20 protein-coding genes are annotated in these 25,139 nt (G+C 71.5%); 7 read left to right on the top strand and 13 right to left on the bottom strand.

What is annotated here, in order from left to right; genetic code table 11:
• Positions 1-151: 151 nt before the first annotated feature.
• Positions 152-724 (bottom strand): TetR family transcriptional regulator, encoded by a 573-nt coding sequence (locus tag CLV70_RS08155; RefSeq protein WP_245908101.1) that lies wholly within the window; start codon positions 722-724, stop codon positions 152-154.
• Positions 725-813: 89 nt separating this feature from the next.
• Here CLV70_RS08155 and budC point away from each other — a divergent pair, with 89 nt between their 5' ends.
• Both budC and CLV70_RS08165 read left to right on the top strand, forming a co-directional pair.
• A complete protein-coding gene (gene budC / locus CLV70_RS08160) occupies positions 814-1,566 on the top strand; it encodes a meso-2,3-butanediol dehydrogenase (protein WP_106125781.1) in 753 nt (250 codons plus the stop codon).
• Positions 1,567-1,580: 14 nt separating this feature from the next.
• Complete coding sequence (locus tag CLV70_RS08165; protein ID WP_106125782.1) at positions 1,581-2,561, top strand: alpha/beta hydrolase fold domain-containing protein; 981 nt, start codon at positions 1,581-1,583, stop codon at positions 2,559-2,561.
• 26 nt (positions 2,562-2,587) lie between these two features.
• On the opposite strand, the gene CLV70_RS08170 is transcribed toward CLV70_RS08165, so the two are convergent.
• From CLV70_RS08170 to CLV70_RS08185, 4 genes are all read right to left on the bottom strand, one after another.
• Positions 2,588-4,993 (bottom strand): glycoside hydrolase family 2 protein, encoded by a 2,406-nt coding sequence (locus CLV70_RS08170; RefSeq protein WP_106125783.1) that lies wholly within the window; start codon positions 4,991-4,993, stop codon positions 2,588-2,590.
• 13 nt (positions 4,994-5,006) lie between these two features.
• Positions 5,007-5,897, bottom strand: coding sequence for a carbohydrate ABC transporter permease (locus CLV70_RS08175; protein ID WP_106125784.1), 891 nt, complete (start codon positions 5,895-5,897; stop codon positions 5,007-5,009).
• Entirely contained in the window at positions 5,894-6,892 is a 999-nt protein-coding gene (locus CLV70_RS08180) for a carbohydrate ABC transporter permease (RefSeq protein WP_106125785.1), read from the bottom strand. The genes CLV70_RS08175 and CLV70_RS08180 overlap by 4 nt, the downstream gene beginning before the upstream one ends.
• Positions 6,893-6,954: 62 nt before the next feature.
• Entirely contained in the window at positions 6,955-8,238 is a 1,284-nt protein-coding gene (locus tag CLV70_RS08185; RefSeq protein WP_106125786.1) for an ABC transporter substrate-binding protein, read from the bottom strand.
• Positions 8,239-8,677: 439 nt separating this feature from the next.
• Here CLV70_RS08185 and CLV70_RS08190 point away from each other — a divergent pair, with 439 nt between their 5' ends.
• Positions 8,678-9,697: a LacI family DNA-binding transcriptional regulator gene (locus CLV70_RS08190; protein WP_106125787.1), complete on the top strand. Its 1,020-nt coding sequence runs from the start codon at positions 8,678-8,680 to the stop codon at positions 9,695-9,697.
• A gap of 96 nt (positions 9,698-9,793) precedes the next feature.
• On the opposite strand, the gene CLV70_RS08195 is transcribed toward CLV70_RS08190, so the two are convergent.
• Positions 9,794-10,393 carry a TetR/AcrR family transcriptional regulator gene (locus CLV70_RS08195; protein ID WP_106125788.1) on the bottom strand — a complete coding sequence of 200 codons (600 nt, stop codon included), beginning with the start codon at positions 10,391-10,393 and terminating at the stop codon, positions 9,794-9,796.
• A gap of 204 nt (positions 10,394-10,597) precedes the next feature.
• Here CLV70_RS08195 and CLV70_RS08200 point away from each other — a divergent pair, with 204 nt between their 5' ends.
• Positions 10,598-11,533 (top strand): NAD-dependent epimerase/dehydratase family protein, encoded by a 936-nt coding sequence (locus CLV70_RS08200; protein WP_106125789.1) that lies wholly within the window; start codon positions 10,598-10,600, stop codon positions 11,531-11,533.
• A gap of 262 nt (positions 11,534-11,795) precedes the next feature.
• Here CLV70_RS08200 and CLV70_RS08205 read toward each other — a convergent pair whose 3' ends face one another.
• From CLV70_RS08205 to CLV70_RS08215, 3 genes are all read right to left on the bottom strand, one after another.
• The gene (locus CLV70_RS08205; protein ID WP_245908102.1) at positions 11,796-14,417 is read right to left on the bottom strand and encodes a putative bifunctional diguanylate cyclase/phosphodiesterase; all 2,622 of its coding nucleotides are present in this window, start codon (positions 14,415-14,417) and stop codon (positions 11,796-11,798) included.
• Between the two features lie 157 nt (positions 14,418-14,574).
• A complete protein-coding gene (locus tag CLV70_RS08210) occupies positions 14,575-14,856 on the bottom strand; it encodes a MoaD/ThiS family protein (RefSeq protein ID WP_211303682.1) in 282 nt (93 codons plus the stop codon).
• On the bottom strand, positions 14,856-15,941 hold the full coding sequence (locus CLV70_RS08215) for a WD40/YVTN/BNR-like repeat-containing protein (protein ID WP_106126064.1): 1,086 nt from the start codon (positions 15,939-15,941) through the stop codon (positions 14,856-14,858). The genes CLV70_RS08210 and CLV70_RS08215 overlap by 1 nt, the downstream gene beginning before the upstream one ends.
• A gap of 56 nt (positions 15,942-15,997) precedes the next feature.
• Between CLV70_RS08215 and CLV70_RS08220 the strand changes: the two genes are divergently transcribed.
• A complete protein-coding gene (locus CLV70_RS08220) occupies positions 15,998-16,390 on the top strand; it encodes a PH domain-containing protein (RefSeq protein WP_106125791.1) in 393 nt (130 codons plus the stop codon).
• Here the strand turns inward: CLV70_RS08220 and CLV70_RS08225 are convergent.
• Positions 16,365-17,291: a 2-hydroxyacid dehydrogenase gene (locus tag CLV70_RS08225; protein WP_106125792.1), complete on the bottom strand. Its 927-nt coding sequence runs from the start codon at positions 17,289-17,291 to the stop codon at positions 16,365-16,367. The genes CLV70_RS08220 and CLV70_RS08225 overlap by 26 nt on opposite strands.
• 112 nt (positions 17,292-17,403) lie before the next feature.
• On the opposite strand from CLV70_RS08225, the gene CLV70_RS08230 reads away from it, so the two are divergent.
• Together CLV70_RS08230 and CLV70_RS08235 are read left to right on the top strand one after the other, a co-directional pair.
• Entirely contained in the window at positions 17,404-18,528 is a 1,125-nt protein-coding gene (locus CLV70_RS08230) for a PQQ-dependent sugar dehydrogenase (RefSeq protein ID WP_106125793.1), read from the top strand.
• 46 nt (positions 18,529-18,574) lie between these two features.
• Positions 18,575-20,170: a metallophosphoesterase gene (locus CLV70_RS08235; RefSeq protein WP_106125794.1), complete on the top strand. Its 1,596-nt coding sequence runs from the start codon at positions 18,575-18,577 to the stop codon at positions 20,168-20,170.
• A gap of 691 nt (positions 20,171-20,861) precedes the next feature.
• Here the strand turns inward: CLV70_RS08235 and CLV70_RS08240 are convergent.
• The 3 genes from CLV70_RS08240 to gatA all read right to left on the bottom strand — a co-directional run bounded on the left by CLV70_RS08240 (position 20,862) and on the right by gatA (position 25,120).
• A complete protein-coding gene (locus CLV70_RS08240; protein WP_245908104.1) occupies positions 20,862-21,659 on the bottom strand; it encodes a class I SAM-dependent methyltransferase in 798 nt (265 codons plus the stop codon).
• 379 nt (positions 21,660-22,038) lie between these two features.
• Positions 22,039-23,532 carry an Asp-tRNA(Asn)/Glu-tRNA(Gln) amidotransferase subunit GatB gene (gene gatB / locus CLV70_RS08245; RefSeq protein WP_106125795.1) on the bottom strand — a complete coding sequence of 498 codons (1,494 nt, stop codon included), beginning with the start codon at positions 23,530-23,532 and terminating at the stop codon, positions 22,039-22,041.
• Between the two features lie 130 nt (positions 23,533-23,662).
• Entirely contained in the window at positions 23,663-25,120 is a 1,458-nt protein-coding gene (gatA, locus tag CLV70_RS08250) for an Asp-tRNA(Asn)/Glu-tRNA(Gln) amidotransferase subunit GatA (RefSeq protein WP_425440132.1), read from the bottom strand.
• Positions 25,121-25,139 lie beyond the last annotated feature (19 nt).

Raw genomic sequence — 25,139 nt, forward strand, 5'->3', positions numbered from 1 at the left:
ACACACGGATCCCCGTGCGTGGCCCGGGCCGTTCGCGTCCGCCGGCCCGGCCTGTTGAGGCGACCTGAAACGCGCCGCGGTCCGAGATCCTGTCCGCCGGCGGCCGCAGCCAGCCGTCGCCGTCAGCTCTGCCTAAGGGCAGCCGTCGACGTCAGCTCTGCTTGAGGGCGGCGGTGGCGAGCCGCAGCTCGCGGAAGGCCTCGTCGAGGTGCTCGTGCGGCCCGGTCGACGGGTTCTCGTGCCACCGGCGGACGGCCAGCCCGAAGGTGACCATCGCGGCCTGGGCGCAGAGCGACGCGAGCTGAGCGGGCACGCCACGGGCGGCCAGGCCGGCGGCCAGCGCCTCCGCCAGCGCCTGGGTCTTCGCCAGCGAACGCTCCTTCAGCGCCGGGGTGGCGGCGATGATCGGCAGCCGCGGCAGGACGACCGGCAGGTTGGCCTCCAGCAGGGGGACGGCCCCGTGGAAGGCGGCGCGCAGGGCGGCCATCGGCTTCGTGCCGGCCGGGACGGCGGCGAGCCCGGCGAGCAGCGTGCCGAGCAGCTCGTCCTGCCCGTCGAAGAAGACCTCGCGCTTGTCGGTGAAGTGGCGGAAGAAGGTGCGCTCGGTGACCCCCGCGCGCGCCGCGATGTCCGCGGCCGACGTGTGGTCGAACCCGCGCTCGGTGAACATCTCCAGCGCGGCGTCCTGAAGTCGCCGCTTGACCTCGTCCCCGTTTCTCGGCACCCGGCGAGGCTAGCACATTGCGTCAGTTCCTGACATGCCTTATCGTCAGCGACTGACACCCTTATCGTCAGTCACTGACAGGGAAATCCATGGAACAACGCTTCAAGGGCAAGACGGTCATCGTCACCGGATCAAGCTCCGGCATCGGCGTGGGCATTGCGCGCCGGTTCGCCGCCGAGGGCGCCGACGTCGTGCTGGCGGCCCGGCGCAGGGACCGGCTGGACGCGCTCGCCGCCGAGCTGGGGGCCTACGCGGTCACCACCGACGTCACCCGGGAGGAGGACGTCCGGGCGATGGTCCGGGCCGCCGTCGACCGGTTCGGGCGCCTCGACGTGCTGGTCTCCAACGCCGGGGCGGGCCTGCTCAAGGAGTTCGCCGAGACGACGATCGACGACTGGCGGGCCGCCATGGCCACCAACGTCGAGAGCTGCTTCTTCGGCGCGCAGGCCGCGTTGCCCCACCTCAGGAACAGCCACGGCAACATCGTGCACATCGCCTCCGCCTCGGGCCTGGGCGGCGACCGCAGAATGACCGCCTACAACGCCGCCAAGGGTGCGGTCGTCAACTTCACCCGCGGCCTCGCGTTCGACCTCGGCCAGGACGACGTACGCGTCAACACCGTCGCCCCCGCGCTCACGCTGCCCGACGACGCGGCCCCGCAGTACCAGGGCCTGATCGACAAGTTCAACCAGCGACGGGCCGTCAAGCGGTACGCCACCCCCGCCGACGTGGCCGCCGCCGTCGCGTTCCTCGCCTCCGCCGACGCCCGCATGATCACCGGCGCGATCCTGCCCGTCGACGGCGGCATCACCGCCGCCAGCGGCCAGCCACCCCTCTTCTGAGAAGGAGCACGACCATGCCCCTCGACCCCGAGCTCGCGGCCGCCCTCGACGCCCTGCCGCGGCTGCCCAGCAACGGCAAGCTGCTCGACTTCACCGACATCCCCGGGTTCCGCGCCATGATGGCGGCGATTCCGCAACCGTCCGCGACGGAATTCGACGACCCCCGCGTGGAGGTCGACATCGTCCGGGCGCGGCGCGACGACGGCACCCTGCTCGACATCGTCCTCCACCGCCCGGCCGGCCGGCCCGAACCGCTGCCCGCCCTGCTCTGGTTCCACGCCGGCGCGCAGGTGATGGGGGACGCCCACTACGACGTCGCGTACCACGCCGGGCTCGCCCTCGCCCTCGACTGTGTTCTGGCCGCGGTCGACTATCGGCTCGCTCCGGAGACCCGGGCGCCCGGGCAGGCGGAGGACGGCTTTCTCGCGTACGAACAGCTCCGCACCCACGCCGCCGACCACGGCCTGGACCCGGACCGGATCGGTCTCGCCGGTGCCAGCGGCGGCGGCGCGCCGGCCGCGGCGGCCATGCTCCTGATCCGCGACCGCGGCCTGCCGGCGCCGTGCGTCCTCGCGCTGAGCTACCCGATGCTCGACGACCGGCACGTGGCGCCGTCGCGGACGGAGGCCGCCGCGGACCTCGGCATCGGTTTCGACAGCGAGCAGATGGACCTCGCCTGGGCCGCCGTCCTCGGCGACCGCGTCGCGGACCCCGGCCTGTCGCCCTACTGCGCGCCCGGCCGCGCCACCGACCTGCACGACTTCCCGCCCACCTTCGTGGCCGTGGCCCAGTACGACGTCCTCCGCGACGAGGGCATCGACTTCGGCCGCCGGCTCATCGCCGCGGGCATCCCGACCGACCTGCACGTCTACGCGGGTGCCTTCCACGCGTGGGACAGATTCGCCGCCGGGAGCGCCCTGACCCGCGGCTTCGAGCAGACCTGGCACGGCTTCCTGCGCCGCCACCTGCACCCGGCCGCCGCGTACCGCCCCTGAGGAAGCGGGACGCGGCGGCCTCCCTCTCAGTGCAGGTCGTTGACGCAGCGCAGGACCGGGCGGGCGGTGAGCGCCGCCGCGTCCAGGTTCTGCGCGCCGCGTACCCGGAAGGTCACGGATTCGCCGGGCAGCAGGGTGACGCCGGACCGGTCGGCCTCGGCGGCCGGGTGCAGGCGGTCCGGGTGCAGCGTGACGTCGCGCAGGAGGTGGTGCGCCGTCACGGTCACGTGGGTCTCGTCGGCCGCCTCGGTGACCGTGGCGTTGAACGTCGGCGGGGGCCACGCGATGTCCCGGTCCTCGGCGAAGAACCACCAGGCCCGGTCGTCGCCCGCCTCGGCGATCAGGAACTCGCCGGCCGGGTCGCCGGCCGTGGCGACCTCCGCCGGCAGGGGCAGCGTCGTGGCCGAGCCCGGCGCGACGGTCACGCCGATCGGCACCTGCGCTTCGACGACCCCGGCGAGGGTACGGCGGGAAACCGTCCCCGACAGCGTCCACGGCTGCCCGGAGTCGTTGACCGCCACCAGCACCGGCACGCCGTCGCGGGGCTGGACCGTCAGCAGGCGGGGGGCGTACGAGTGGCGCAGCGCGTACCAGAGTGGCTTCTTGCGTCCGTCGCCGTCGACCGCCGCCCAGGACGTGACCGGCCAGCAGTCGTTGAGCTGCCACATGATCGCGCCCATGCAGTGCGGGCGGAGCGCGCGGAAGTGCTCGATGCCCAGCGACAGGGCGCGTGCCTGGTTGAGCTGCGTCAGGTAGTGCCAGTCGTCGAAGTCGCGGGGGGCGGGCAGGTGCGCGTCGAGGCCCCGCCGGAGTTTCGCGTCGCCGTCGGCGGCCTTCTGGTGCGCCTGCATGCCCGGCGAGTCGTGGGCCAGCGGGTCGTCGGACAGCGCGCGGCGCAGGGTCGCGTACGCGGGCGGCGCCTGATACCCGAACTCCGCCACGAACCGGGGCCGGTACTCGCGGTACTTCAGGTAGTCGTCGGTGTTCCAGACGTCCCAGATGTGCGTGGTGCCGTACGCGGGATCGTTGGGGTGCCGGTCCTCCCGCCCCGACCACGGGCTGCCGGGCCAGTAGAAGCGGCTCGGATCGGCCTCGGCCACGATGCGCGGCAGCAGGTCGAAGTAGAAGCCCGCGCCCCAGGTGCGGCCGTCGAGGTCCTGCTTCCAGTCCCAGTCCTCGTGGCCCCAGATGTTCTCGTTGTTGCCGGTCCACATCACCAGGCTCGGGTGCGACGACAGCCGCACCACGTTCTCCCGGGCCTCGGCCGCCAGCTCGGAGGCGAACGGCTCCTCCTCCGGGTACGCGGCGCAGGCGAACAGGAAGTCCTGCCCCACCATCAGGCCGAGGGAGTCCGCGAGGTCGTAGAAGTCCTCGGACTCGTACCGGCCGCCGCCCCAGACCCGCAGGTAGTTCACGTTCGCGTCGACGGCCTGCCGGAACCGCGCGGCCAGCCGGTCGCGGGTGACCCGGTTCGCGAAGACGTCGTCGGGGATCCAGTTGACGCCGCGGACGAAGACCGGCACGTCGTTGACGATCACCGTGAAGGCGCTGCCCTCGGCGTCGGGCGTGGTGTCCACCCGTACGGTGCGGAAGCCGACCCGCCGCGTCCACACGTCGAGCCGCCGCCCGGCCGCGTCCGTGAGGGTCACGTCGAGGGCGTAACGGCGCGGGTCGCCGTACCCGAGGGGCCACCAGAGCTCGGGGTCGCCGACGGTGACCGTCACGACGGCCTCGTCACCCTCGGTCGTGGTCTCGACCCGCCGGCCGGCGATCGAGACGGCGACGGTGACCGGCCCGGGAGCGTCGCGTTCCAGCCGCACCCGGACCTCGGCGGTGCCGGTGCCGTCGTCGACGGTGAGTTGCGGCCGGACCTCGGCCAGCCGCGCGGTCGCCCAGGTGTGCAGGCCGATCGGCTGCCAGATGCCCGCGGTGACCAGCGTCGGCCCCCAGTCCCAGCCGAAGTTGCAGGCCGTCTTGCGGATGAAGTTGAACGGCTCCGGGTACGCGTTGGGCCGGTCCCCCAACCGGTCCCGCTGCGCCTCGGCATACGTGTACGCGGACTGGAACCGCACCCGCAGTTCGTTGTCGCCGTCCCGCACCGCGTCCCGCACGTCGAACCGGTAGCCGCGGTGCATGTTGGCGGTGCGACCCAGCTCCACCCCGTTGAGGATGACCGTGGCCACGGTGTCGAGGCCGTCGCAGACCAGGTCGACGCGGTCCGCTCCGCGCACGTGGCGGAAGGTGGTGGCGTACTCCCAGTCGGTACGGCCGATCCAGGCGAGCTTCTTCTCGTTGTCGTCGGTGTAGGGATCGTCGATGAGACCGGCGGCGAGCAGGTCGGTGTGCACACAGCCGGGCACGGCGGCGGCGACGCCGGAGACGTCGCCGCCGCTCACGGTCCAGCCCTCGTGCAGAGGTCGGTACGAACTCACAGGACTCCCCTGATCATGACTTCACGGCGCCTTCCATGATTCCCCGCACGATCTGCCGCCCGCCGAGGACCAGCAGCACGAGCAGCGGAATCGTGGCCATGAAGGCGCCCGCCAGCACCCGCCGGTAGATGACGTAGTTGCCGCTGGCCAGGTCGGACAGGGCCACCATCGACGTCGGGAACTCGGTGCCGTTGAGGGTGATCAGCGGCCACTGGAACTCGTTCCAGGTCGCCACGAAGGTGAGCAGGCCGAGCACCGCCAGCGCCGGCCGGATCGCGGGCACGACGATGCTCCAGTAGATGCGCAGCGTCAGCGCACCGTCCATCCGGGCCGACTCCACCAGCTCGTCCGGCACCGAGTTCAGGATGAACTGGCGCATGTAGAAGACGCCGAACGCGCTCACCAGGAACGGCGCGATGACCGCGAGCAGGGTGCCGTTCCAGCCGAGCTTGCCCATGAGGATGTAGAGCGCGACCACGCCGAGCTGGTTGGGCACGGTCAGGGTCAGGATCACCACGAACATGAGCGGGTCGCGGCCCTTGAACCGCAGCTTGGCGAACGCGAACCCGGCCAGCGAACAGAAGAACAGCGTCGACACGGTCACCACGCTGGCCACGATGAAGCTGTTGATCAGCGAGGCGGTGAAGTAGACGTCCTGCATCGTGAAGACCTCACGCAGGTTCGTCAGCAGCTGGTTGCCCGGGACCACCGACGGCGGCGTCTGCGAGACGGCCTCGTCGGTGCTCGTGGCGATCACGAACATCCAGTAGAGCGGGAACGCCGACAGGGCGAGCACCGCGGTGAGGGCCAGGTACGTCGACCAGTTACCACGGGTGTCCTGCGGGGCGCGGCCGATCTCCCGGCGGCGCCGCTTGCCGGGCGGGGGTGCGGTCACGGTGGTCATCGCCGGCCTCCTCCGAGACGGTTGGTGATGAAGGCGTTGAGGGCGGCGACGATCAGGATGATCAGGAAGAGGGCCCAGCTCATCGCGGCCGCGTACCCGAGGTTCAGGTCCTTCCAGCCGACCTTGTAGATCAGCTGCGCGATGGTCTGCCACTGGCCGTTCGAGCCGCCGGTGGCCGCCGCCGGGTTGGCCTCGAAGAGCATCGGCTCGTTGAAGAGCTGGAGCCCGCCGATGGTCGAGAGCACCACGGTGAAGATCACCACCGGTCGGATCATCGGTACGGTGATCCGCCACAACTGCCGCCACGGGCCGGCACCGTCGACCGCCGCCGCCTCGTAGACGTCCTTCGGGATGGCCTGCATCGCCGACAGGTAGAGCAGCGCGTTGTAGCCGATCCACTTCCAGTTGACCATCGTGGCGATGGCGATCCAGGAACTCCACTTGTACGCCCGCCAGTCCAGCGGGTCGCCGAGGTCGGTGAATCCGACCAGGGAGAGCAGCCAGTTGGCCATGCCGTTGTCGCGGGAGAAGAAGACCGCGAAGACCAGCGTCGAGGCGGCGATCGGGGTCACGTACGGCAGCAGCACCCCGACCCGCCACCAGGTGGTACCCCGCAGCTTGCGGTTGAGCAGGTTGGCCACCATCAGCGCGATCAGCAGCTGCGGCACGGTGGAGAGGATGAAGATGCCGAACGTGTTGCCGAGCGCGTTCCAGAAGTCCTCGTCGTGCAGCAGCCGCTCGAAGTTGTCGAAGCCGGCCCAGCCGTTGCGGTCCGGGTCGTCGAGGCGCCAGGTGCGCAGGGCGACGATCCCGTTGAAGACGATCGGGAAGAGGCCGAAGATCGCGAAGAGGATGAAGAAGGGCGAAATGAAGACGTACGGGGTGCGCTTGGTGTCGAAACGGTAGAACCACAGCTTGTGCTTCGGCGGGGTGGCCGGCGGGTGCGGTTCACTGTCCTGCGGGACGACCGGCGGGGCTTTGTGGGTGAGGGACACGGCCCCTCCTTCCTCCTTGAGAAGGGGCGACCCGGCCGGGCCGCCCCTTCACGAACGTGGGATCAGGAGTTGGCGGCCTTCGTGGCCTCCTTGACCGCCTCCGGCCAGGCGCTGTCCGGAGCGAGCGAGCCCTGCTGCACCCGCGTGATGACGTTCTCCACCGCGACCCGGGTGGGGCCGTTGCGCTTGCCCAGGTACTGCGGCTTCAGGTTCTCCGCGGTCGAGGCGAAGATCTGGCCGGTGGGCGCGTTGCTCATGAACTCCTTCTTGTAGTCCAGCACCGCCGGGTCCTTGTAGAGGGCCGGCTGCGAGGGCAGGTTGCCGACGGTCTTGAAGACCTCGATCTGCTGCTGCGGCTGGATCATCCACTCGACGAACTTGTACGCCTCGTCCTGGTTCTTGCCCTGCTTGGGGATGGTCCACCAGGAGCCGCCCCAGTTGCCGCCGCCGCCGGGGATCGCGGCGATGTCCCACTTGCCCTTCTGGTCGGGCGCGGTGTCCTGGATGTGGCCGATCATCCACGCCGGGCAGGCGAGAACGGCGAACTGGTCCTTCTTGAAGCCCTGGTCCCAGTTCGGCTGGAAGCTGACCAGGTTCGCGGAGAGGCCCGCCTTGACCGCCTTCATGCTGATCTCGAAGGCGACCTTGGGACCGGCCTCCATCTGGAGCTGGTCCTGCTCGTTGTAGAAGCCCTGCGGCTGCTGGGCCAGCACGGGGTTGAACATGTTGGTGGCGGAGTCGACGAACTTCTTGCCGGTCTTGTCGACGTACTGCTTGCCGACGTTGATGAAGTCGTCCCAGGTGGGCCAGAGCTTCGAGACGGCGTCGCGCTCGGTGGGCAGGCCGGCCTTCTTGAACAGGTCGCTGCGGTAGCACATCGCCAGGCCGCCGACGTCGGTGCCGAGGCCGATCTGCTTGCCGTCGGCGGACTTCGACTGCTGCCACTTCCACGGCAGGTACTTCGACTCGTACGTGGCGGCGCCCTTGTCGAGCAGGTTGACGAACTTGTCGGCCTGACCGCGGAACTGGACCATGAAGCCCTCGTCGACCGCGGAGATGTCCGGGGCGCCGCTGCCGGCCACCAGCTTCTTCTGCAGGTCCTCGTGCTGGGCGTTGTACTCGCCCGAGTTCAGCACGATCTTGACGTTCGGGTGCTCCTTCTCGTACGCGGCCTTGAGCGCGTCCAGGCCCATGTCACCCCAGAAGTTGACCTTCAGCGTGACCTGCCCGTCGGCGGCCTTGTCGCCGCCGCCTTCGAGGCTCTGGCCGCTACAGGCCGAGATCGCCAGCGTGCCGGCGAGGCCCGCGGCGATCAGCGCCGCACCTCGCATGCCGAACCGTGACATTGCTCCTCCTCAAGATCGAACCCAGGGCACAGCGAGGGACTCCACCGCCCCGAAGAAAGTGCGAGAGAGATTTACTGAACCGGATAAGTGACGTGACCGTATGCCGCGTCACATCGACTGTCAATAGCGTGTTACAACCGGATGTCGATCACCGCATTGAACCGATGTAAGCGACCGTAAAGCGCCCTATTACGGACAGGGACTGTCGCACTCTGCGTGTGTGCTGTAACACTTAACCGATCAAGCTATCGGTGCCCGCCACGGCGATCCCGGGGCGAGGTAGCGTGAGAGCGCTCCACCAGCGGTTTCGCCGCGGAGGCGGACCCGCTTACGGTTCACTTTCCCGGGAGCTGTTCACTTCTCGAGAGCTCGACGATTACCGCGCCCCGGCGCGTTCATGGAGGTCCGCGCCAGACGCGGCACAGGGAAGGCGAGGCGAGTGAAGCGGCCCACGATCGCCGACATCGCGCGGCGGGCGGGTGTGTCCAAAGGGGCAGTGTCCTATGCCCTCAATGGCCAGCCCGGCGTCTCCGAGGCGACCCGCCAGCGCATCGTCGCGATCGCGCAGGAGATCGGCTTCAACCCGAACAGCGCCGCCCGCGCCCTGTCCGGGGCGAGCGCCCGGGCCGTCGGCCTGACCCTGTGCCGCCCCGCCCGCATCCTCAGCATCGAACCGTTCTTCATGGGCCTGATCAGCGGGTTCGAGCAGGAACTGGCGGCCCGCTCGTACGCGCTCACCCTCCAGGTCGTGGCCACGCCCGAGAACGAGACCGAGGTGTACCGCCGCTGGTGGGGCGAGCGCCGCGTGGACGGCGTCTTCGTCACGGACCTCCGCGAGAACGACATCCGCATCCCCGTCCTGAACGAGCTGCAGCTACCGGCGGTGGTGATCGGCGGGCCCGGCGACACGGGCCGGCTGACCCAGCTCTGGTCGGACGACGCGGGCGCCATCACCGAGGCGGTCCGCTACCTGATGGCGCTCGGGCACCGCCGGATCGCCCGGGTGGGCGGCCTGCCGGACCTTCTGCACACGCGTACGCGTACGAAAGCCTTCACCGAGGTCTGCGCGTCCCTCGGCCTGAGCGAGGCGGTGACCGTCCCCTCGGACTACACCGGCGAGGAGGGCGGGCGCGCCACCCGCCGGCTCCTGATCAACGCGGAACGCCCGACGGCGATCATCTACGACAACGACGTGATGGCCGTGGCGGGCCTGTCGGTGGCCCAGGAGATGGGCCTGTCGGTGCCGGGCGACCTGTCGATCGTGGCCTGGGACGACTCCCCGCTGTGCTCCCTGGTCCACCCGCCCCTGACGGCCCTGAGCAGGGACATCGCGGCGTACGGCGCCCACGCGGCCCGCCAGCTCCTGGCCGCGATCGCCGGCGAGCCGGTCAAGGACGTCGAGGAAGGCACCGCCCACCTGACGCCGCGAGGCAGCACCGCCCCGCCCCGCGACTCCTGACGCCCGCCCACCCGCCGACCGCCCATCGACCGCCCGCCGACCGCTCGTGGGCCGCCCACCGGCCGGCCGCGTCGCTCATCAAACCCGTCTCGCTGATCAGGTTGGGCCGGCCAGCCAGCCGCGGAGGATGGTGGCGAGGGCCTGCTCGCCGAGCCGTTCCGCCCGCTCGGCCCCGATGACCCCGAGCTGGCCCAGCGAGGCGATGCCGTACAGCGCCCCCCAGACGATCTCGCCGGCCTCGACGGGGTCGGCCAGGACGACGCCATGCGCGTCCGCCCAGGTGGTGATCAGCTCGAGCAGCAGGTCGACGGTCGGCTTCGTGACCCGCTGCCGCTCGTCCGCGGCGATCACGATCCCGTTGTTCATGACCGCGAAGAGGTGCGGGTGCTCGGCGGCGAACCGCATGTACCCGCGGGCGACCCCGAGGAAGCGCCGGTCGACATCGCGTTCCTCGCCGGCGATCCGTTTGGCCTCGGCCAGCATCAGCTCGTAGCCGTGCGCGATCAGCTCCACGATCAGCGCGTCCTTGCTCGCGAAGTACTGGTAGACGATCGGCGCCGTGTACTCCACGTCCGCCGCGATCCGCCGGATCGTCAGCGCCGCGGCGCCCTCGGCCTCGAGGACGGTCAGCGCCGCCTCCACGATCCGCTCCCGCGTGCTCGCCCGCTCCCGGGCCCGTCGTGTGCTGCTCGGCATGTCCCGTCACTCCGCCTCGGTGGTTCCCCGCACAGTAGCCGCCGCCGCTTGACAGTACCGGCGAGGCCGACCTAGCTTTAACGGTGTTAGTAATCCTAACGCCGTTAAATGCGAAGGCAGGCCCCGAGCTCGCCCCCACTCCCGGCCGGGCTCGCCACCGCGCGAGCCGTCGTAGGTCTGCGCTATCTCGAAAGGAGAACTGTCATGGCTCAACACGTCATCATCGGGTCCGGTTCCATCGGCACGAACGTCGCGCGGTCGCTCGCCGGCCGCGGCGAGAGCGTCCTCATCGTCACGCGCCGCGGTTCGGGCCCCGAGCACCCCCTGATCGAAAGGGTCGCCGCGGACGCCGCGGACCCGGCCCGCCTCACCGAGCTGTCCCGCGGCGCGCGCGTGATCTACCACTGCGCGAATCCGCCCTCCTACACGTCGTGGGAGCGCGACCTACCACCCCTGCAAACCGCGGCGATCACCGCCGCGAAGGCCAACGACGCGGTCCTCGCGCTCACCGGAAGCCTTTACGCGTACGGCGAGCAGCCCGGCGGCAGAATGAACGAGCACACCCCGCTGGCCGCCACCGGACGCAAGGGCCGTCTCCGCAAGCGGCTGTGGGAGCAGGCCCGCACCGCCGGCATCCGTACGGTGGAGGTCCGCGGCTCGGACTACATCGGCGGCAACGCGGTGAGCCTGTACCGACTGATCATCGCGCCCGCCATGGAGAAGGGCCGTCCGGCCGTCATCCCCGCGGACCTCGATGTGCCGCACACCTTCACCTACAACGGCGACATGGTGAAGGCCCTGGTCACCCTCGCCGAGGACGAACGCGCGTGGGGCCGCGGCTGGCACGTGCCGTCCCCACCGGCGGTGACCATCCGCGAACTCGCCCGCCGCTACGCCGCCGCGGCGGGCGTGCCCCCGGTCCGGCTGATCCAGGTGCCCCGCCTCGTCCTCAGCGTGGCCGGGGTGTTCGTGCCGATGGCCCGGGAAATGGCGGAGATGGCCTACCAGAACTACGCGCCGTTCCTCATGGACGCAACGGAAACCGCCCGCACCTTCGGCCTGACCGCAACGGACCTCGACACCGCCATCCGCGAGCAGGTCACCACGCCACCGACCGAAATCGCCACCCCCACCAGGTAACGCCCAGCCGGCGACCGCCAGGTAACGCCCAGCCGGCGACCGCCAGGCAAAGCCAAGGCTCAGCCGAGCCCACCCTCAGCCGAACCACCGACCAGCAGCCCAGCAACCAGCAGCCCAGCGGGCAGCGGGCCAGCGGGCAGCTGCGCGCCAGCAGCGGGTCAGCCCGGCGGCCGCTTCCTCAGGCCGAGCGGCGCCTCCTCCGGCCGTGGTGGCTCGGGCCCGGTGCCTGCGTCTGCTCGGCCACCGCGCCCGTACCGGAAAATCATCCTCGGTTGCTGTCCAGGTAGGCCTCCATGCGTTCGGCCGGGGCCGGGCGGCCGAGGGCGAAGCCCTGGCCGTAGTGGCATCCCGCCTGGCGGGCGCGGTCGATCTGGTCGTCGGATTCGAGGCCCTTGGCGACGATTTCCAGGCCGAGCCGGCGGCCGAGGCTGACCACCACGTCGAGGACCGCCGGCGTGGTGCCCTGTTCGGCGGGCTGGTTGATCAGGGACTGGTCGAGTTTGAGCAGGTCGACGGGGAGGCGGCGGAGGTGGGCGAGCGATGCCTGGCCGGCGCCGAAGTCGTCGAGGGCCGCGCGGACGCCGCGTTTGCGCAGGCCGGAGAGAGCGGCCACGATCGCCGGCACGTCCTCCGCCACCCAGGTTTCCTGGACGTCGACGACCAGGCGTTCCGGCTCGATACCGTGCCGCTGCAGGATTTCCGCGACGCGTTCGGGGAAGCGGGCGGTGAGGAGTTCGCGCGGGGCGACGTTGACCGAGAGCCAGAAGTCGCTGCCGCCGGAGGTCCAGCCGGCGAGGCGGCGGCACGCCTCTTCCAGCACCCATTCGTCGAGTTCGGCGGCGCAGCCGACCGCCCGCGCGATCGGGAGCAGCTCCGCCGGCAGGATCGTGCCGAGTTTCGGGTGGCGCCAGCGCAGCAGCGCCTCGACGCCGACCGGCTGGGCGTCGCGGAGCGAGACCACCGGCTGGAAGACGATATCGAGTTCGCCGCGGTCGGCCGCGCCGAGCAGCTCGCGTTCGAGGTCCATCCGGCGGTGCAACTGGATCTCGACGTCGGTGTCGTACCACTCGACGCGGTCGCGGCCGAGCTGGCGGGCGCGGCTGCGGGCCAGGTCGGCGTGGCGCAGGACCTCCTCGGAGTCCTGGCCGCCGGAGAGTTCGGCGAGGCCGACGCTGGTGTGCAGTTCGACGATCATGCCGGGCAGCTCGTACGGCTCCATCACCGCCGTGACGATGCGGGTGGCCAGCGCGTACGCCAGCACCGCCCCGTCCGGCGTGAGCACCCCGAACTCGTCGCCGCCCAGCCGCGCCGCCACGTCGTCCTCGCCGAGCAGGCTGCGGATGCGGCGGCCGACCTCGATCAGCACCGCGTCGCCCGTCTCCCGCCCCCGGCTGTCGTTGATCTCGGCGAGCCCGTGCAGGTCGATGACGAGCAGGGTGCCCTGCTGGCCGGGGCGGCGCCGGAACTCGAGGAGGTCGCGCATCAGCGAGCGGCGGTTGGCCAGCCCGGTGAGCTGGTCGGTGTACGACAGCCGGTGCAGGGTGCGCTCGAGGTGCCGGCGTTCGCCGACGTCGCGGACGTGCACCACCAGCGCGGCGACCTCGGGAACCGAACGCTGGTCGGCCACGGTGGACTCGGTGTCGCGCCAGATGCCGTGGCCGTCGCGGAGCCGGGCGTTGATCAGCGCGGGCGGCCCGTCGGCGTGCTCGCCCGCCAGCAGCGCTTCGATGCCGTCCCGGGCCCCGGCCACGTCGTCGGGGTGGATCAGTTCGAGGAACGTACGGCCGACGACCTGCGCGTCCTCGAGCCCGAAGAGGCGGGTGGCGGCCGGTGACTGCCAGCGGATGGTGAGCCGGTCGTCGAGCACGAGGGTGAGGTCGGTGGCGCCGGCGACCAGCGAGCGGAAATGCGCTTCCTTGACCCGCAATTGGGCGGTGTAGCGGCGGATGTCGCTGACCACGAGCAGCTCACGCATCGTCAGCACGGCCACCATCGTGACGCCGAGCACGATGGCGGTGGTGCTGAAGGTGCCCACCACGATGAGGTGGATGATGGCCGCCACCACGCCGACGCCGGCCGGCACCGCGAGCAGCGGGTAGCTGGAGAGGTAGTGGTCCGCTTCCTTGGGTTCGAGGTGTTCCGGCAGGTTGCGCCGCGAGCCGCCGTCCGCCGCCAGGGTGAGTCCGGCCGCGATGACCAGGCCGAGCAGCGGGACGAGCCGGCCGCCGACGTGCGAGAGCTGGAGATTGACCACCGCGCAGAGGGCGATCAGCACGGCCGTCACGCCGAAGCCGCAGCGCAGCGCGGCGGGCCGGTGCAGCCGGGCGCGGAGCACGATGACGGTCACGATGGAGATGCCGGCGGCGGCCAGCAGCGTGCTCGCCAGGCCCGCCCACGGGGTGCGGTGCATCGGGGTCATCAGGTACGCCGCGAAGCCGAGGCTGATGCCGAGCCCGAGCCCGTCGAAGGCGCGCCGCAGCCGGACCGCGACGGTGGCCGCCGCGCCGGGCAGGAGCATGGTGCCGAGCACGCAGAACGCGCCCGTGGCACCGACGCCGCCCGCCGCGAGCAGGTCGGCCGCGGTGCCGTCCAGCAGCAACACGCCGCAGGTCAGGCCGGTCAGCAGCGCCGCGACACCGAGAAGGCCGGCGCCGCGGCAGGCGGCGAAGGCTCCTTCGTCGTGGTGGATGGCGAGGGCGGTCTGCCACAGGACGGCGGTGGCGAAGAGCGCGACCACGCCGACACCGGCGGCCAGGGCGGGAACGGCAGGCACGAGCCCGGCCACCCCGGCGGCCAGCACGAGCGCACCGGCCATCGGGATGAGCAGGAATGTCACCCGGGTGCCGACCCGGGTGGCGGGGCGTGCGGGGGGCGGCACAGCCACGTCTACGGGATCCTCTACGGACGTTGTGGGGTAAAGCCGGGAGCGGCGCAGGGGACGCTGCTCCCACACCGGGTAACGATCGTCCCTCGGACAGGTTACGTGCGGCCCGTGGGACTGCGCATCGGCGGTTTGTCGTATATGGACCTCCTGTTCGCGGTCAGCCGCACCCCCCAGCCACCGACGGCAGCACCTGGATCTCGGCTCCCGGCGGGACCGGCGTCTCCAGTCCCCCGCTGCGACGGCAGTCCTCACCGTCCACGTAGACGTTGACGTAGCGGCGCAGCACCCCGCTCTCGTCCCGGATGCGCCGCTCGAGGCGGGGCCAGCGCTCGGCCAGCTCGTCGAGCACGGCCCTCAGGGAGCCGCCGCCGGCGACCTCCAGCCGCGAGGCCCCGCCCGTCTCGGTACGCAGCACGCCGGGAACCAGCACGGTCGGCATCAGACCTGCACCGCGCGCACGCAGAGCACGTCGGGCAGGTGCGCGGCCACCGTGGACCAGCTCTCCCCCTCGTCGCGGCTGGCGAACACCTCGCCCGAGCGCGTGCCGAAGTAGACCCCGGCGGTAGCGGCGTTGTCGGTGCACATCGCATCGCGCAGCACCACGGGGTAGTAACGCCCGCCCGGCAGGCCCTCGGACTGCGGCGACCAGGTGGCGCCGGCGTCGGTCGAGCGGAACACCCGGCAGAGCAGGTCGACGGGCTGCCGCTCGCCGTCGCTGACCAGCGGGAAATTCCACACCGTGCCGCCCCGGGACGGGTGCGCGACGATCGGGAAGCCGAAGTCCGACGGCAGGGTGTCCGCGATGGACTGCCAGGAGTCGCCGCCGTCGGTGGACCGGTAGACGCCGTGGTGGTTCTGCGCATAAAGGTGCTCGGGGTCGGCGCCGTCGCGGGCCACCTTGTGCACGCACTGGCCGAACTCGGGCCACGGGTCGGGCAGGAAGTAGGCCTTGATGCCCTGGTTGGCCGGGGCCCAGGTCGCGCCCCCGTCGGTGGTGCGGTAGACGCCGCCGGTGGACATGGCGACCAGCAACCGCTCGGGGTCGGTGGGGTGGGTCAGGATGCTGTGCACCGCCTGGCCGCCGTAGCCGGCGCCCCAGTCGGGGCGGTGCGGGTGATCCCACAGCCCGCGGACCAGCTCATAGGTGCGGCCGCCGTCCACGGAGCGCCACAGCGCGGACGGCTGGGTGCCGGCGTAGACGACGCCGGGCTGGTCGGGGCCGGCGGGGGCGATCTGCCACACCCGCTCGACCGCCGCCCCGGCGTCGGGAGGGAAGGCGAGCGGGGCGGTGTCGGGCTCCTGCCACGTCGTGCCGAGATCGTCGCTGACGGCGACGCTCGGACCGAAGTGGGAGCTGTCCACGCCGGTGAGGATGCGGGGAGCCGGCCCGCGGATGTCGAACGCGACGGAGTAGATCGCCCGCCCGGGGAAGTGCGCGGGGCTGACCTGCCAGCTCCGTCTGTCGTCGTCGCTGGTGGCCAGGAACAGGCCTTTCTGGGTGCCGATGGCGAGGAATGCGGTCATGGTGAGCAGTATGGACGCCGGGTCCGACAAAAAAGTGGGATCGGCCGGGTGCGAGGATGACGACCGTGAGTCGAAAGCCCGCCCTGCGCGTCCGCAAGCCCGGCGCCCTGATCGTCGCCGCCCTGGTCGCGTTCGTCGGCACGGTGCCGTTCGCCGGCGCCCGCTGGCAGCTCGCGCCCGTCCTGCTGATCCCGCTGGCGATCATGGTCTGGGCCTGGCGCGCCGGCACCGACGTCGATGCGGAGGGGCTGCGGGTCCGGGCGCTGGCGGGCTCGACCTTCGTGCCCTGGTCGCGCGTCGCCGAGCTGGCCCCGGATCCGCGCGGGCGCGTCTCCGCGCTGCTCACCGACGGCAAGGTGCTGCGCCTCACCGGGGTCACCACGACCAACCTGGCCGCCGTCCTGGAGGCCGGCGGCCAGGAGATCAGTAACCCTCCGACACCTGATTGATCAGCGGCTCACCCGCCGCGAAGCGCCGGAGCTGATCGCCGGCCAGCCCGTACGCCCTCGGCAGCAGTCCCACCACGGAGCCGGCGGTGTGCGGCGTGATGAAGGCGTTCGGCAGCTGCCAGAGCGGGTGGCCGGCGGGCAGCGGCTCGGGATCGGTCACGTCGAGGGCCGCGGAGATCCGCCCCGACGCCAGCTCGGCGACCAGCGCCCCGGTGTCCACCACGGGCCCGCGAGCGGCGTTGACCAGCAGCGCACCGTCGGGCATGGCGGCCAGGAAGGCGGCGTCGACCATCCCGCGCGTCGCGTCGGTCAAGGGCACGACCAGGACCACGACCTCCGCGTACGGAAGAAGCTCCGGCAATTCCTCCACGCCGTGCACCCCCTCGGCCGGCCGGGCGGTGCGCGCCACCCTGGTGACCGTGACGCCGAACGGTGCCAGGTGCTCCTCGATGGCCCGGCCGATCGACCCGGCGCCCACGATGAGCACCCGCTTGCCGGTCAGCTCGGCGGTCGGGGTGAACTGCTTCGCCGCCCAGTCCTCGCGCTGCTGGGCCCGAGCGAACGCCGGGAACTGCCGCAACGCCCCGATGGCGGCGCCGAGCACCCATTCCGCCACGGGCTTGTCGTGCACGCCCCGCGCGTCGCACAGCTGTACGCCGGGCGGCACGTGCCCGACCCACGCGTCAGCGCCCGCCGACAGCAGCTGGACCACGCGAACCTTCGTGAACTTCGGCAACTGGTCGGTCGCCCGTACGGTCGAAAGGAAGGGTGGCACCCAGAAGTCCACCTCAGCGGGGTCGGCGGGCCAGGCCGCCGCGTCCTCGCACACCTCGACCCGTACGCCGGCCGGCACCTCGCCGAGCAGTTCCCGGCCCGCCTCATGGGCAATCCATACCATCACGTCACCAAACTAGTCGCGGGTCCGGACCGCCGCCCGCCCGCGGCTACCCTGGTCTGGTGAACGAGGAGGTCGTGTGAACCTGCGCAGTCGCCGCGCCCGTGCGTGTGCCGTGATGCTCGGCGCCGTGCTGGCCCTCACCACCGCGTGCAGCTTCGGCCCACCGGACCCGGACGTGGCCGGCGCGCCGCCCAACCTGCCGGAGCCGTCCGGGTCCGCGAGCGCCCCGGCCGGCGGCGAGCGCGAGGTCGCCGTCACCGTGCTGGCCAAGGGGCTCGAGGTCCCGTGGGGCATGGCGTTCCTGCCGAACGGCGCCGCGCTGGTCACCGAGCGGGACACCGCCCGCATCCTCCAGGTCGGCCCGGAGTCGGACGCCGACGGCCTGAAGGTCACCGAGGTGCAGCGGCTGTCCGAGGTCGCCTCCGGCGGCGACGGCGGCCTGCTCGGCATCGCCGTCTCGCCGAAGTACGCGACCGACCGGACGGTCTACGTCTACTACTCGACGGCGGCGGACAACCGCGTGGCGAAGCTGAAGCTGAAGGGCGAGCCGCAGACCATCCTCACCGGCATCCCGCACTCGCGCGACAACAACGGCGGGCAGCTGGCGTTCGGCCCCGACGGCCAGCTCTACGTGGCGACCGGGGACGGCACCGCCACCGGCACGAACGCGCAGAATCCCAAGAGCCTCGGCGGCAAGATCCTGCGGATCACCCCGGAGGGCAAGCCGTCGCCGGGCAACCCGGTGAAGACCTCCCCGGTCTGGTCGTCGGGGCACCGCAACGTGCAGGGGCTCGCCTGGGACGGCGGCAAGCGGCTCTACGCGAGCGAGTCGGGCCAGCGCACGACCGGCGAGCTGAACGTGATCCAGAAGGGCAAGAACTACGGCTGGCCCACCGCCGAGGGTGACGGCACCGCCGCCAAGTTCACGAATCCGCTGGTGAGCTGGCCGAACCCGGAGTCGTCGTGCTCGGGCGTGGCGGTGCTGGAACGCCTGGTCGCCACCGCGTGCCGGGACGGCAAGCGGCTGTGGATGGTCGAGGTCACCGGCAACGGCACCCTCTTCGGCAAGCCTCAGGAACTGCTCCAGGGCGAGTACGGCCGGCTCCGCGCACTCGCGACGGCCCCCGACGGCTCGCTCTGGGTGGCGACCTCCAACCACGAGCAGGGCGGCGACCCGCAGCCGGACGACGACCGGATCATCAGGCTGGTCTTCTCGGACGGGGGCGCGGGACGCAGTTGACCGACGGTTTGACGACCGGTGCACGGGGGCAGGTGAGCCGTTGACCATGAGAAACCGAATCGCGCGGCTGACCGCGGCCGCGGGCCGGGTGTGGCGGCACGCCTGGACCCACCGTCTCCGCGTCTGGGCCGCCGTCCTGCTGGTGAGCCTGACCGGTGTCGTCATCGGCACGATGCTGTTCGCCCAGTCGCAGATCGCCGTCGGGCCGTTCCGCGCGGACATGTCGATCAGCCCGTCCATCGAGGGCGGCAGCGAGATCGACATCCCGCCGCTCGGTTCCCTGCACCTCGACAGCCACGACGGCCCGATCCACCTGAAGGTCGATCTCGGCTCGCTGGACCAGCAGCGCACCGAGGCGCTCATCGACGACCCGACGGCGATCAGCGCGGCCGGCCAGTCCGCCGTCGACGACGTGACCAAGGGCGTGCTCCAGCTCGGCCTGCGCGCGCTCGGCGCGGCGATCGTGTGCGCCCTGGTCCTGTCCGCGCTGATCTTCCGCAACATCCGCCGGGTCGCCTCCGCCGGCGTCCTCGCGCTGGTCGTCACGGGTGGCAGCCTCGGCCTGGCGGCCGGCACGGTCCGCCCCGACTCGATCAGCGAACCGCGCTACGAGGGCCTGCTGGTGAACGCCCCGGCTGTCGTCGGTGACGCCCGCCGGATCGCCGACAACTACGGCCGCTACGCCGACCAGCTCGCCGAGCTCGTGAGCAACGTGAGCCGCATCTACACCACGGTGTCCACGCTGCCGGTGGAGCCGTCCGGCAACACGACCCGCATCCTGCATGTCTCCGACCTGCACCTGAACCCGACATCCTGGAACGTGATCAGGACCGTCATCAAGTCCTGGGACATCGACGCGGTGGTCGACACCGGCGACATCGTCGACTGGGGCAGCAGCGCCGAGACGTCCTACGTCAACGCCATCGGCCAGCTCGGGGTGCCGTACATCTACGTGCGCGGCAACCACGACTCGACGGCGATTCAGGCCGCGGTCGCCCGCCAGCGCAACGCCACGGTCCTGGACAACTCCATGACCACGATCAACGGCCTCACCATCGCGGGCATCGGCGACCCCGAATTCACTCCCGACAAGAGCGAAACCCCACCCGCCGCCACCGCCGACGACCCGGGCGGCAACCTCCTGCTCACCAGCGGCCAACGCCTGGCCACCACGATCGCCCAGTCGAACACCAAGGTAGGCGTAGCCCTGGTCCACGACCCCGCCATGGCCCCACCACTGTCCGGCGTCGTCCCCGTAGTCCTCGCAGGCCACACCCACAAACGCGAGGTCAGCATCCTCGCCCCACCCTCACCCCCCGCCGACGGCGCCTCCCCCTCACCCGCCCCGGCCCCCTCCGACCCGGCCGCACCCCCACCCCTCGAAACCCGCCTCCTGATCGAAGGCTCCACGGGCGGCGCCGGCCTCCGCGGCCTCGAAAAGGACGAACCGACCCCCCTCCAGCTCTCCGTCCTCTACTTCGACGAGAACCAGACCCTCAAGGCCTACGACGACATCCAACTGGGCGGCACAGGCCAATCCAACGTCGAAATGCAACGCAAGGTAGTCGGCACCGAACCCGAACCCACCACAAACCCCTCGGTCTTCAACGGCGTAACCCCCGCAATCACCCCGGGCCGCTGACCCCAAAACCCCAAACCCGCCGACGGTACGGCCACACCACCTCCACCAGCACACAGCCACTCACCTGCCGTCCCGGCCCCCCTGCCGCCCGCCTCCGGCCGGTCGACCTGGTCACCCGGACGCCGGCGGAACCACACACCGCATGAGCCGCGCTCAGCCTTACTGTCCGGTGTCGCTGCCGGTCCCGCACCTCGCTTTCGTACTCCCCCAGGGCGCCGGCCCGCTCCGATCCCACTACCCGGGCCCAGCCACCGCCCGAGGCGAGCCGGCTTCCACCCCCTACCCGAGGCCCAGCCGACCCCCAACCACGGCCCACGGCCAGCCGACACCCACCCCTGTCCGAGGCGCAGCCGACCCCCGCCCACGGCCCACGGCCCACGGCCAGCCGACTCGCACCCCTGTTCGAGGCGCAGCCGACCCCCGCCCACGACCCACGACCCACGGCCCACGGCCCACGGCCCACGGCCCACGGCCAGCCGACCCCACCCCTGTCCGAGGCGCAGCCGACGCCCAGCCATTGCCCGAGACCGCCCGGCTCCCATCGCCAACCCGAGGCCCAGCCGAACCCAGCCATTGCCCACGGCCAGCCGACACCCACCCCGTACCCGAGGCCGACCGACTCCCGCCCCATTGCCCCGGACGCCCCGACGTGCTGGCTTGGCGTCGCGATGCATGACGCATCGGAACGTGGTTAATCAGTGCGGTGGGCGGTGCGGAGTTCGGTCAGGTAACGCTTGACCATCCGCCCGCCGTGGTCCTCGTCGATCAACCGGCCGATGCAGTCGAGCAACCCGGTCTGCTGGGCTGCAGGCAAGGCTCGATGCCCCGAGTAGGTCAGAAGGAGGTCCAGGTACTCCCCCGTGGAGTAGGCCTGCTCCCACTCGTACCGATGAAAGGTTGCCGGTCCGAAACGCCGGGACGCGACCAGCTCGGCGTCGTCCTCGGGGATGGTGTCGGCCCCCTCGAGCCGCAGGTTCGGCGGCGTGGCCGGGTCAAACCGTTCGTAGCACCCCTGCGCCGCGGCGAAGAACGGCTCCGTGCCGCCGGCGATGTGGTGCGTGCTGACCGTGGCGAGAATGCCGCCCGGCCGGAGAGCGTCGGCCGACTTCCGGACCCGCACGGCCGGGTCGACCCAATGGAAGGCCGTGGCCGAGAACACCACATCGAAGGGTTCGCGCGGCAGGGCCCACTCCTCGAAAGCCCCCGTGACAACCGCGACCGACTCGAAGCGAGCAAGATTCCGCCGCGCCACCGCCGCCATGTCGGCACCCAACTCGACCGCCAGAACCCGATAGCCGCGCTCGGCCAGCGCAACCGTCGCCTGCCCGGTCCCGCAGCCGATCTCAAGAACCCGAGCACCGGGCCCCACCCCCGCAGCAGCCAGATCATCGAACAACGCCGAGGGATAGCGAGGCCGAGCCCGGTCATACCGCTCGGCGTCCTGGTTGAAGGTCTCTCGCAGTGTCAGATAGTCAGCGCTCTCAGTCACCCGGCGAGAGTAGAGACATCCCGGGAAACCCTCAGCTCATTTTGTCCGGTTCGCAGACCGGTCGGACACCCGAAAGCCGCGCAGCAGGAGGCCGACCCCGAAGCCCTGACGCGGGAGAGCAGGCATCCGGGGCGGACGCGTGGAGCAGGCGTCCCGGCAGCGCGGGTGGAACAGGCGTCCCAGCAGCGCGGGTGGAACAGGCGTCCCAGCAGCGCGGGTGGAACAGGCGTCCCGGCGTCGCGGGTATAGCGGGCGACCCGGCGCGGACGGCCGGGCCGGATCGGGTGGAGCTGGCGTCCGGGCCCGGATCCGCGGGCCCGGATCCGCGGGCCGGACTCGGCGGGGCGGGTGCCCCGAGCCCGGCACCCCCGGTGGGGTGTCAGCTCAGGCGGGCGAGGATCAGGTCGCGCACCGTCTTGGCGTCCGCTTGGCCTCGGGTTGTCTTCATGACCGCACCGACCAGGGCTCCCGCCGCTGCCACCTTGCCGTCGCGGATCTTCGCGGCGATGTCCGGGTTGGCGGCGATGGCCTCGTCGACCGCGGTCTGCAGGGCGCCGGTGTCGGAGACGACCTCGAGGCCGCGGGCGGCCATGACCTGGGCCGGGTCGCCCTCGCCGGCCACGACGCCCTCGAGGACCGTACGGGCCAGCTTGTCGTTGAGCTTTCCGTCGTCGACGAGCGCCTGGAGCTGGGCCACCTGGGCCGGGGTGGCGCCGACCTCGGCCAGCTCGACGCCGGTCTCGTTGGCGCGGCGGGCAAGCTCGCCCATCCACCACTTGCGGGCCCCGGCAGGGCTGGCGCCCGCGGCGATCGTCTCCTCGATGAGCTCGACGGCGCCGGCGTTGGCCACCGACTGCATGTCGAGCTCGCTGATGCCCCACTCCTCGCGGAGGCGGGCGCGCTTCGCGCTCGGACGCTCCGGGAGGGCGGCCTTCAGCTCGGCGACCCAGGCCGGGTCAGGCGCGATCGGGACCAGGTCGGGCTCGGGGAAGTAGCGGTAGTCGGTGGCCGTCTCCTTGGAGCGACCGGGGCGGGTGTCGCCGGTGTCCTCCTGGAAATGGCGGGTCTCCTGCACGATCTTGCCGCCGTCGTCGAGGATGCCGGCCTGGCGGATGATCTCGGAGCGGACCGCGCGCTCGACCGAACGCAGCGAGTTGACGTTCTTCGTCTCCGTACGCGTGCCCCACTCCTCCCCCGGCTTGTTGAGGGAGGTGTTGACGTCGCACCGCAGCGAGCCCTGCTCCATGCGCACGTCGGAGACGCCGAGCGAGCGGATGATGTCGCGCAGCTCCGTCACGTACGCCCGGGCGACCTCGGGGGCCTTGGCGCCGATCCCCGGGACCGGCTTGGTGACGATCTCGACGAGCGGGATGCCGGCCCGGTTGTAGTCGACGAGCGACTCGGTGGCGCCGTGGATCCGGCCGGTGGCCCCGCCGACGTGCAGGGTCTTGCCGGTGTCCTCCTCGAGGTGCACCCGCTCGATGCCGATGCGCACGGTCTCGCCGTCGATCTCCACGTCGACGTAGCCGTCGGTGCAGAGGGGCTCGTCGTACTGCGAGGTCTGGAAGTTCTTCGGCATGTCCGGGTAGAAGTAGTTCTTCCGGGCCATGCGGCACCAGGAGGCGATGTCGCAGTTGAGCGCCAGGCCGATCCGGATGGTGGCCTCGATGCCCTGGCGGTTGGCGACCGGCAGCGCCCCCGGCAGCGCGAGGCACACCGGGCACACCTGGGTGTTGGGCTCCGCCCCGAACTCGGTCGGGCAGCCGCAGAACATCTTCGTGTTCGTGCCGAGCTCGACGTGCGTCTCCAGGCCGATCACCGGCTCGTAGCGGGCGGTCGCGTCCTCGTACGAGGGCAGCGCAGTCGTACTCATGCGGTGAACTCCAGGTGGCGAGACATCCTGATGGGGACAAGCCTAGTGCGCGGTGGCGGCGGAGAGCCGCCGGGATTCTTACGATCCGGTGGCGTCCGGCCGGGCGCGGAACCCGGCCGGAACGCCGCCGTCAGAGCTCGGGCGGTGTGAGGGTGCCGACCGCCGACTCGAGCGCTGCGGCCACCCGGTACATCCGGTCGTCCGCCATCGTCGGGGCCATGATCTGGAAGCCGACCGGCAGCCCCTCGGACAGCCCGCACGGCACCGAGATGGCCGGGCCGCCGTACAGGTTCGTCGGGATCGTGTAGAGGTCGGCGAGGTACATCTGATACGGATCCGAGGTGCGAGACCCGAACGGGAACGCCACGAACGGCGTGGTCGGCGCGATGAGCACGTCGACCTTCTCGAACGCCGAGGTGAAGTCACGCGTGATCAGCGTGCGCACCTTCTGCGCCTGGCCGTAGTACGCGTCGTAGTAGCCGCTGGAGAGCGCGTACGTGCCGAGGATGATGCGCCGCTTGACCTCGGGACCGAAGCCCTCGTCGCGGGTCAGCGACATGACCTCCTCGAGCGAGCGCTTGCCGTCGTCACCGGCGCGCAGGCCGTAGCGGACACCGTCGAAGCGGGCCAGGTTGGACGACGCCTCGCTGGGGGCGATCAGGTAATAAGCCGGGAGGGCGTACTCGAAGTGGGGGCAGGAGATCTCGACGACCTCGGCGCCCAGCTTGACCAGGGCCTCGACCGACTCGCGGAACGCGGCGATGACACCGGGCTCGGCGCCCTCGCCCGCGAACTCCTTGACCAGGCCCAGCTTGACGCCGGACAGGTCGCCGGTCGCGCCGAGGCGGGCCGCGCCGACGACGTCGGGAACCGGCTGCGGGATCGAGGTGGAGTCGCGCACGTCGTGGCCGGCGATGACCGCGTGCAGCAGGGCGGCGTCCTCGACCGTACGCGCGCAGGGCCCCGGCGTGTCCAGCGAGGACGAGAAGGCGATGAGCCCGTAGCGGGACGTGCCGCCGTACGTCGGCTTGGCCCCGACCGTGCCGGTGACCGCACCGGGCTGACGGATCGAGCCGCCGGTGTCGGTGCCGATGGCGAGCGGCGCCTCGTACGCGGCCAGCGAAGCCGCGCTGCCCCCGCCGGAGCCGCCGGGGATACGCCCGAGGTCCCACGGGTTGTTCGTGGGCCCGTACGCCGAATACTCGGTGGAGGAGCCCATCGCGAACTCGTCCATGTTGGTCTTGCCGAGCATGACCGTGCCGGCGGCGCGGAGCCGCTCGACGAGCGTCGCGTCGTACGGCGGCTTCCAGCCCTCGAGGATCTTGGAAGCGGCGGTGGTCGGCACGCCCTTGGTGGCGATGATGTCCTTGACCGCGACGGGCACACCCGCCAGCGGCCCGAGCTCCTCGCCCCGCCCGCGCCGGGCGTCGACGTCGGCGGCGGCGGCGAGCGCGCCCTCGCGGTCGACGTGCAGGAACGCGTGCACACGGTCGTCGACGGCGTCGATCCGGTCGAGGTGCGCGGTGGCGACCTCGACCGCCGAGGTCTCGCCGGCGGCGATCAGGCCGGCGATCTGGGCCGCCGTCATCCTGGTGACGTCACTCACG

The organism is Pseudosporangium ferrugineum (assembly GCF_003002065.1).
Taxonomy (GTDB): Bacteria; Actinomycetota; Actinomycetes; order Mycobacteriales; family Micromonosporaceae; genus Actinoplanes; species Actinoplanes ferrugineus_A.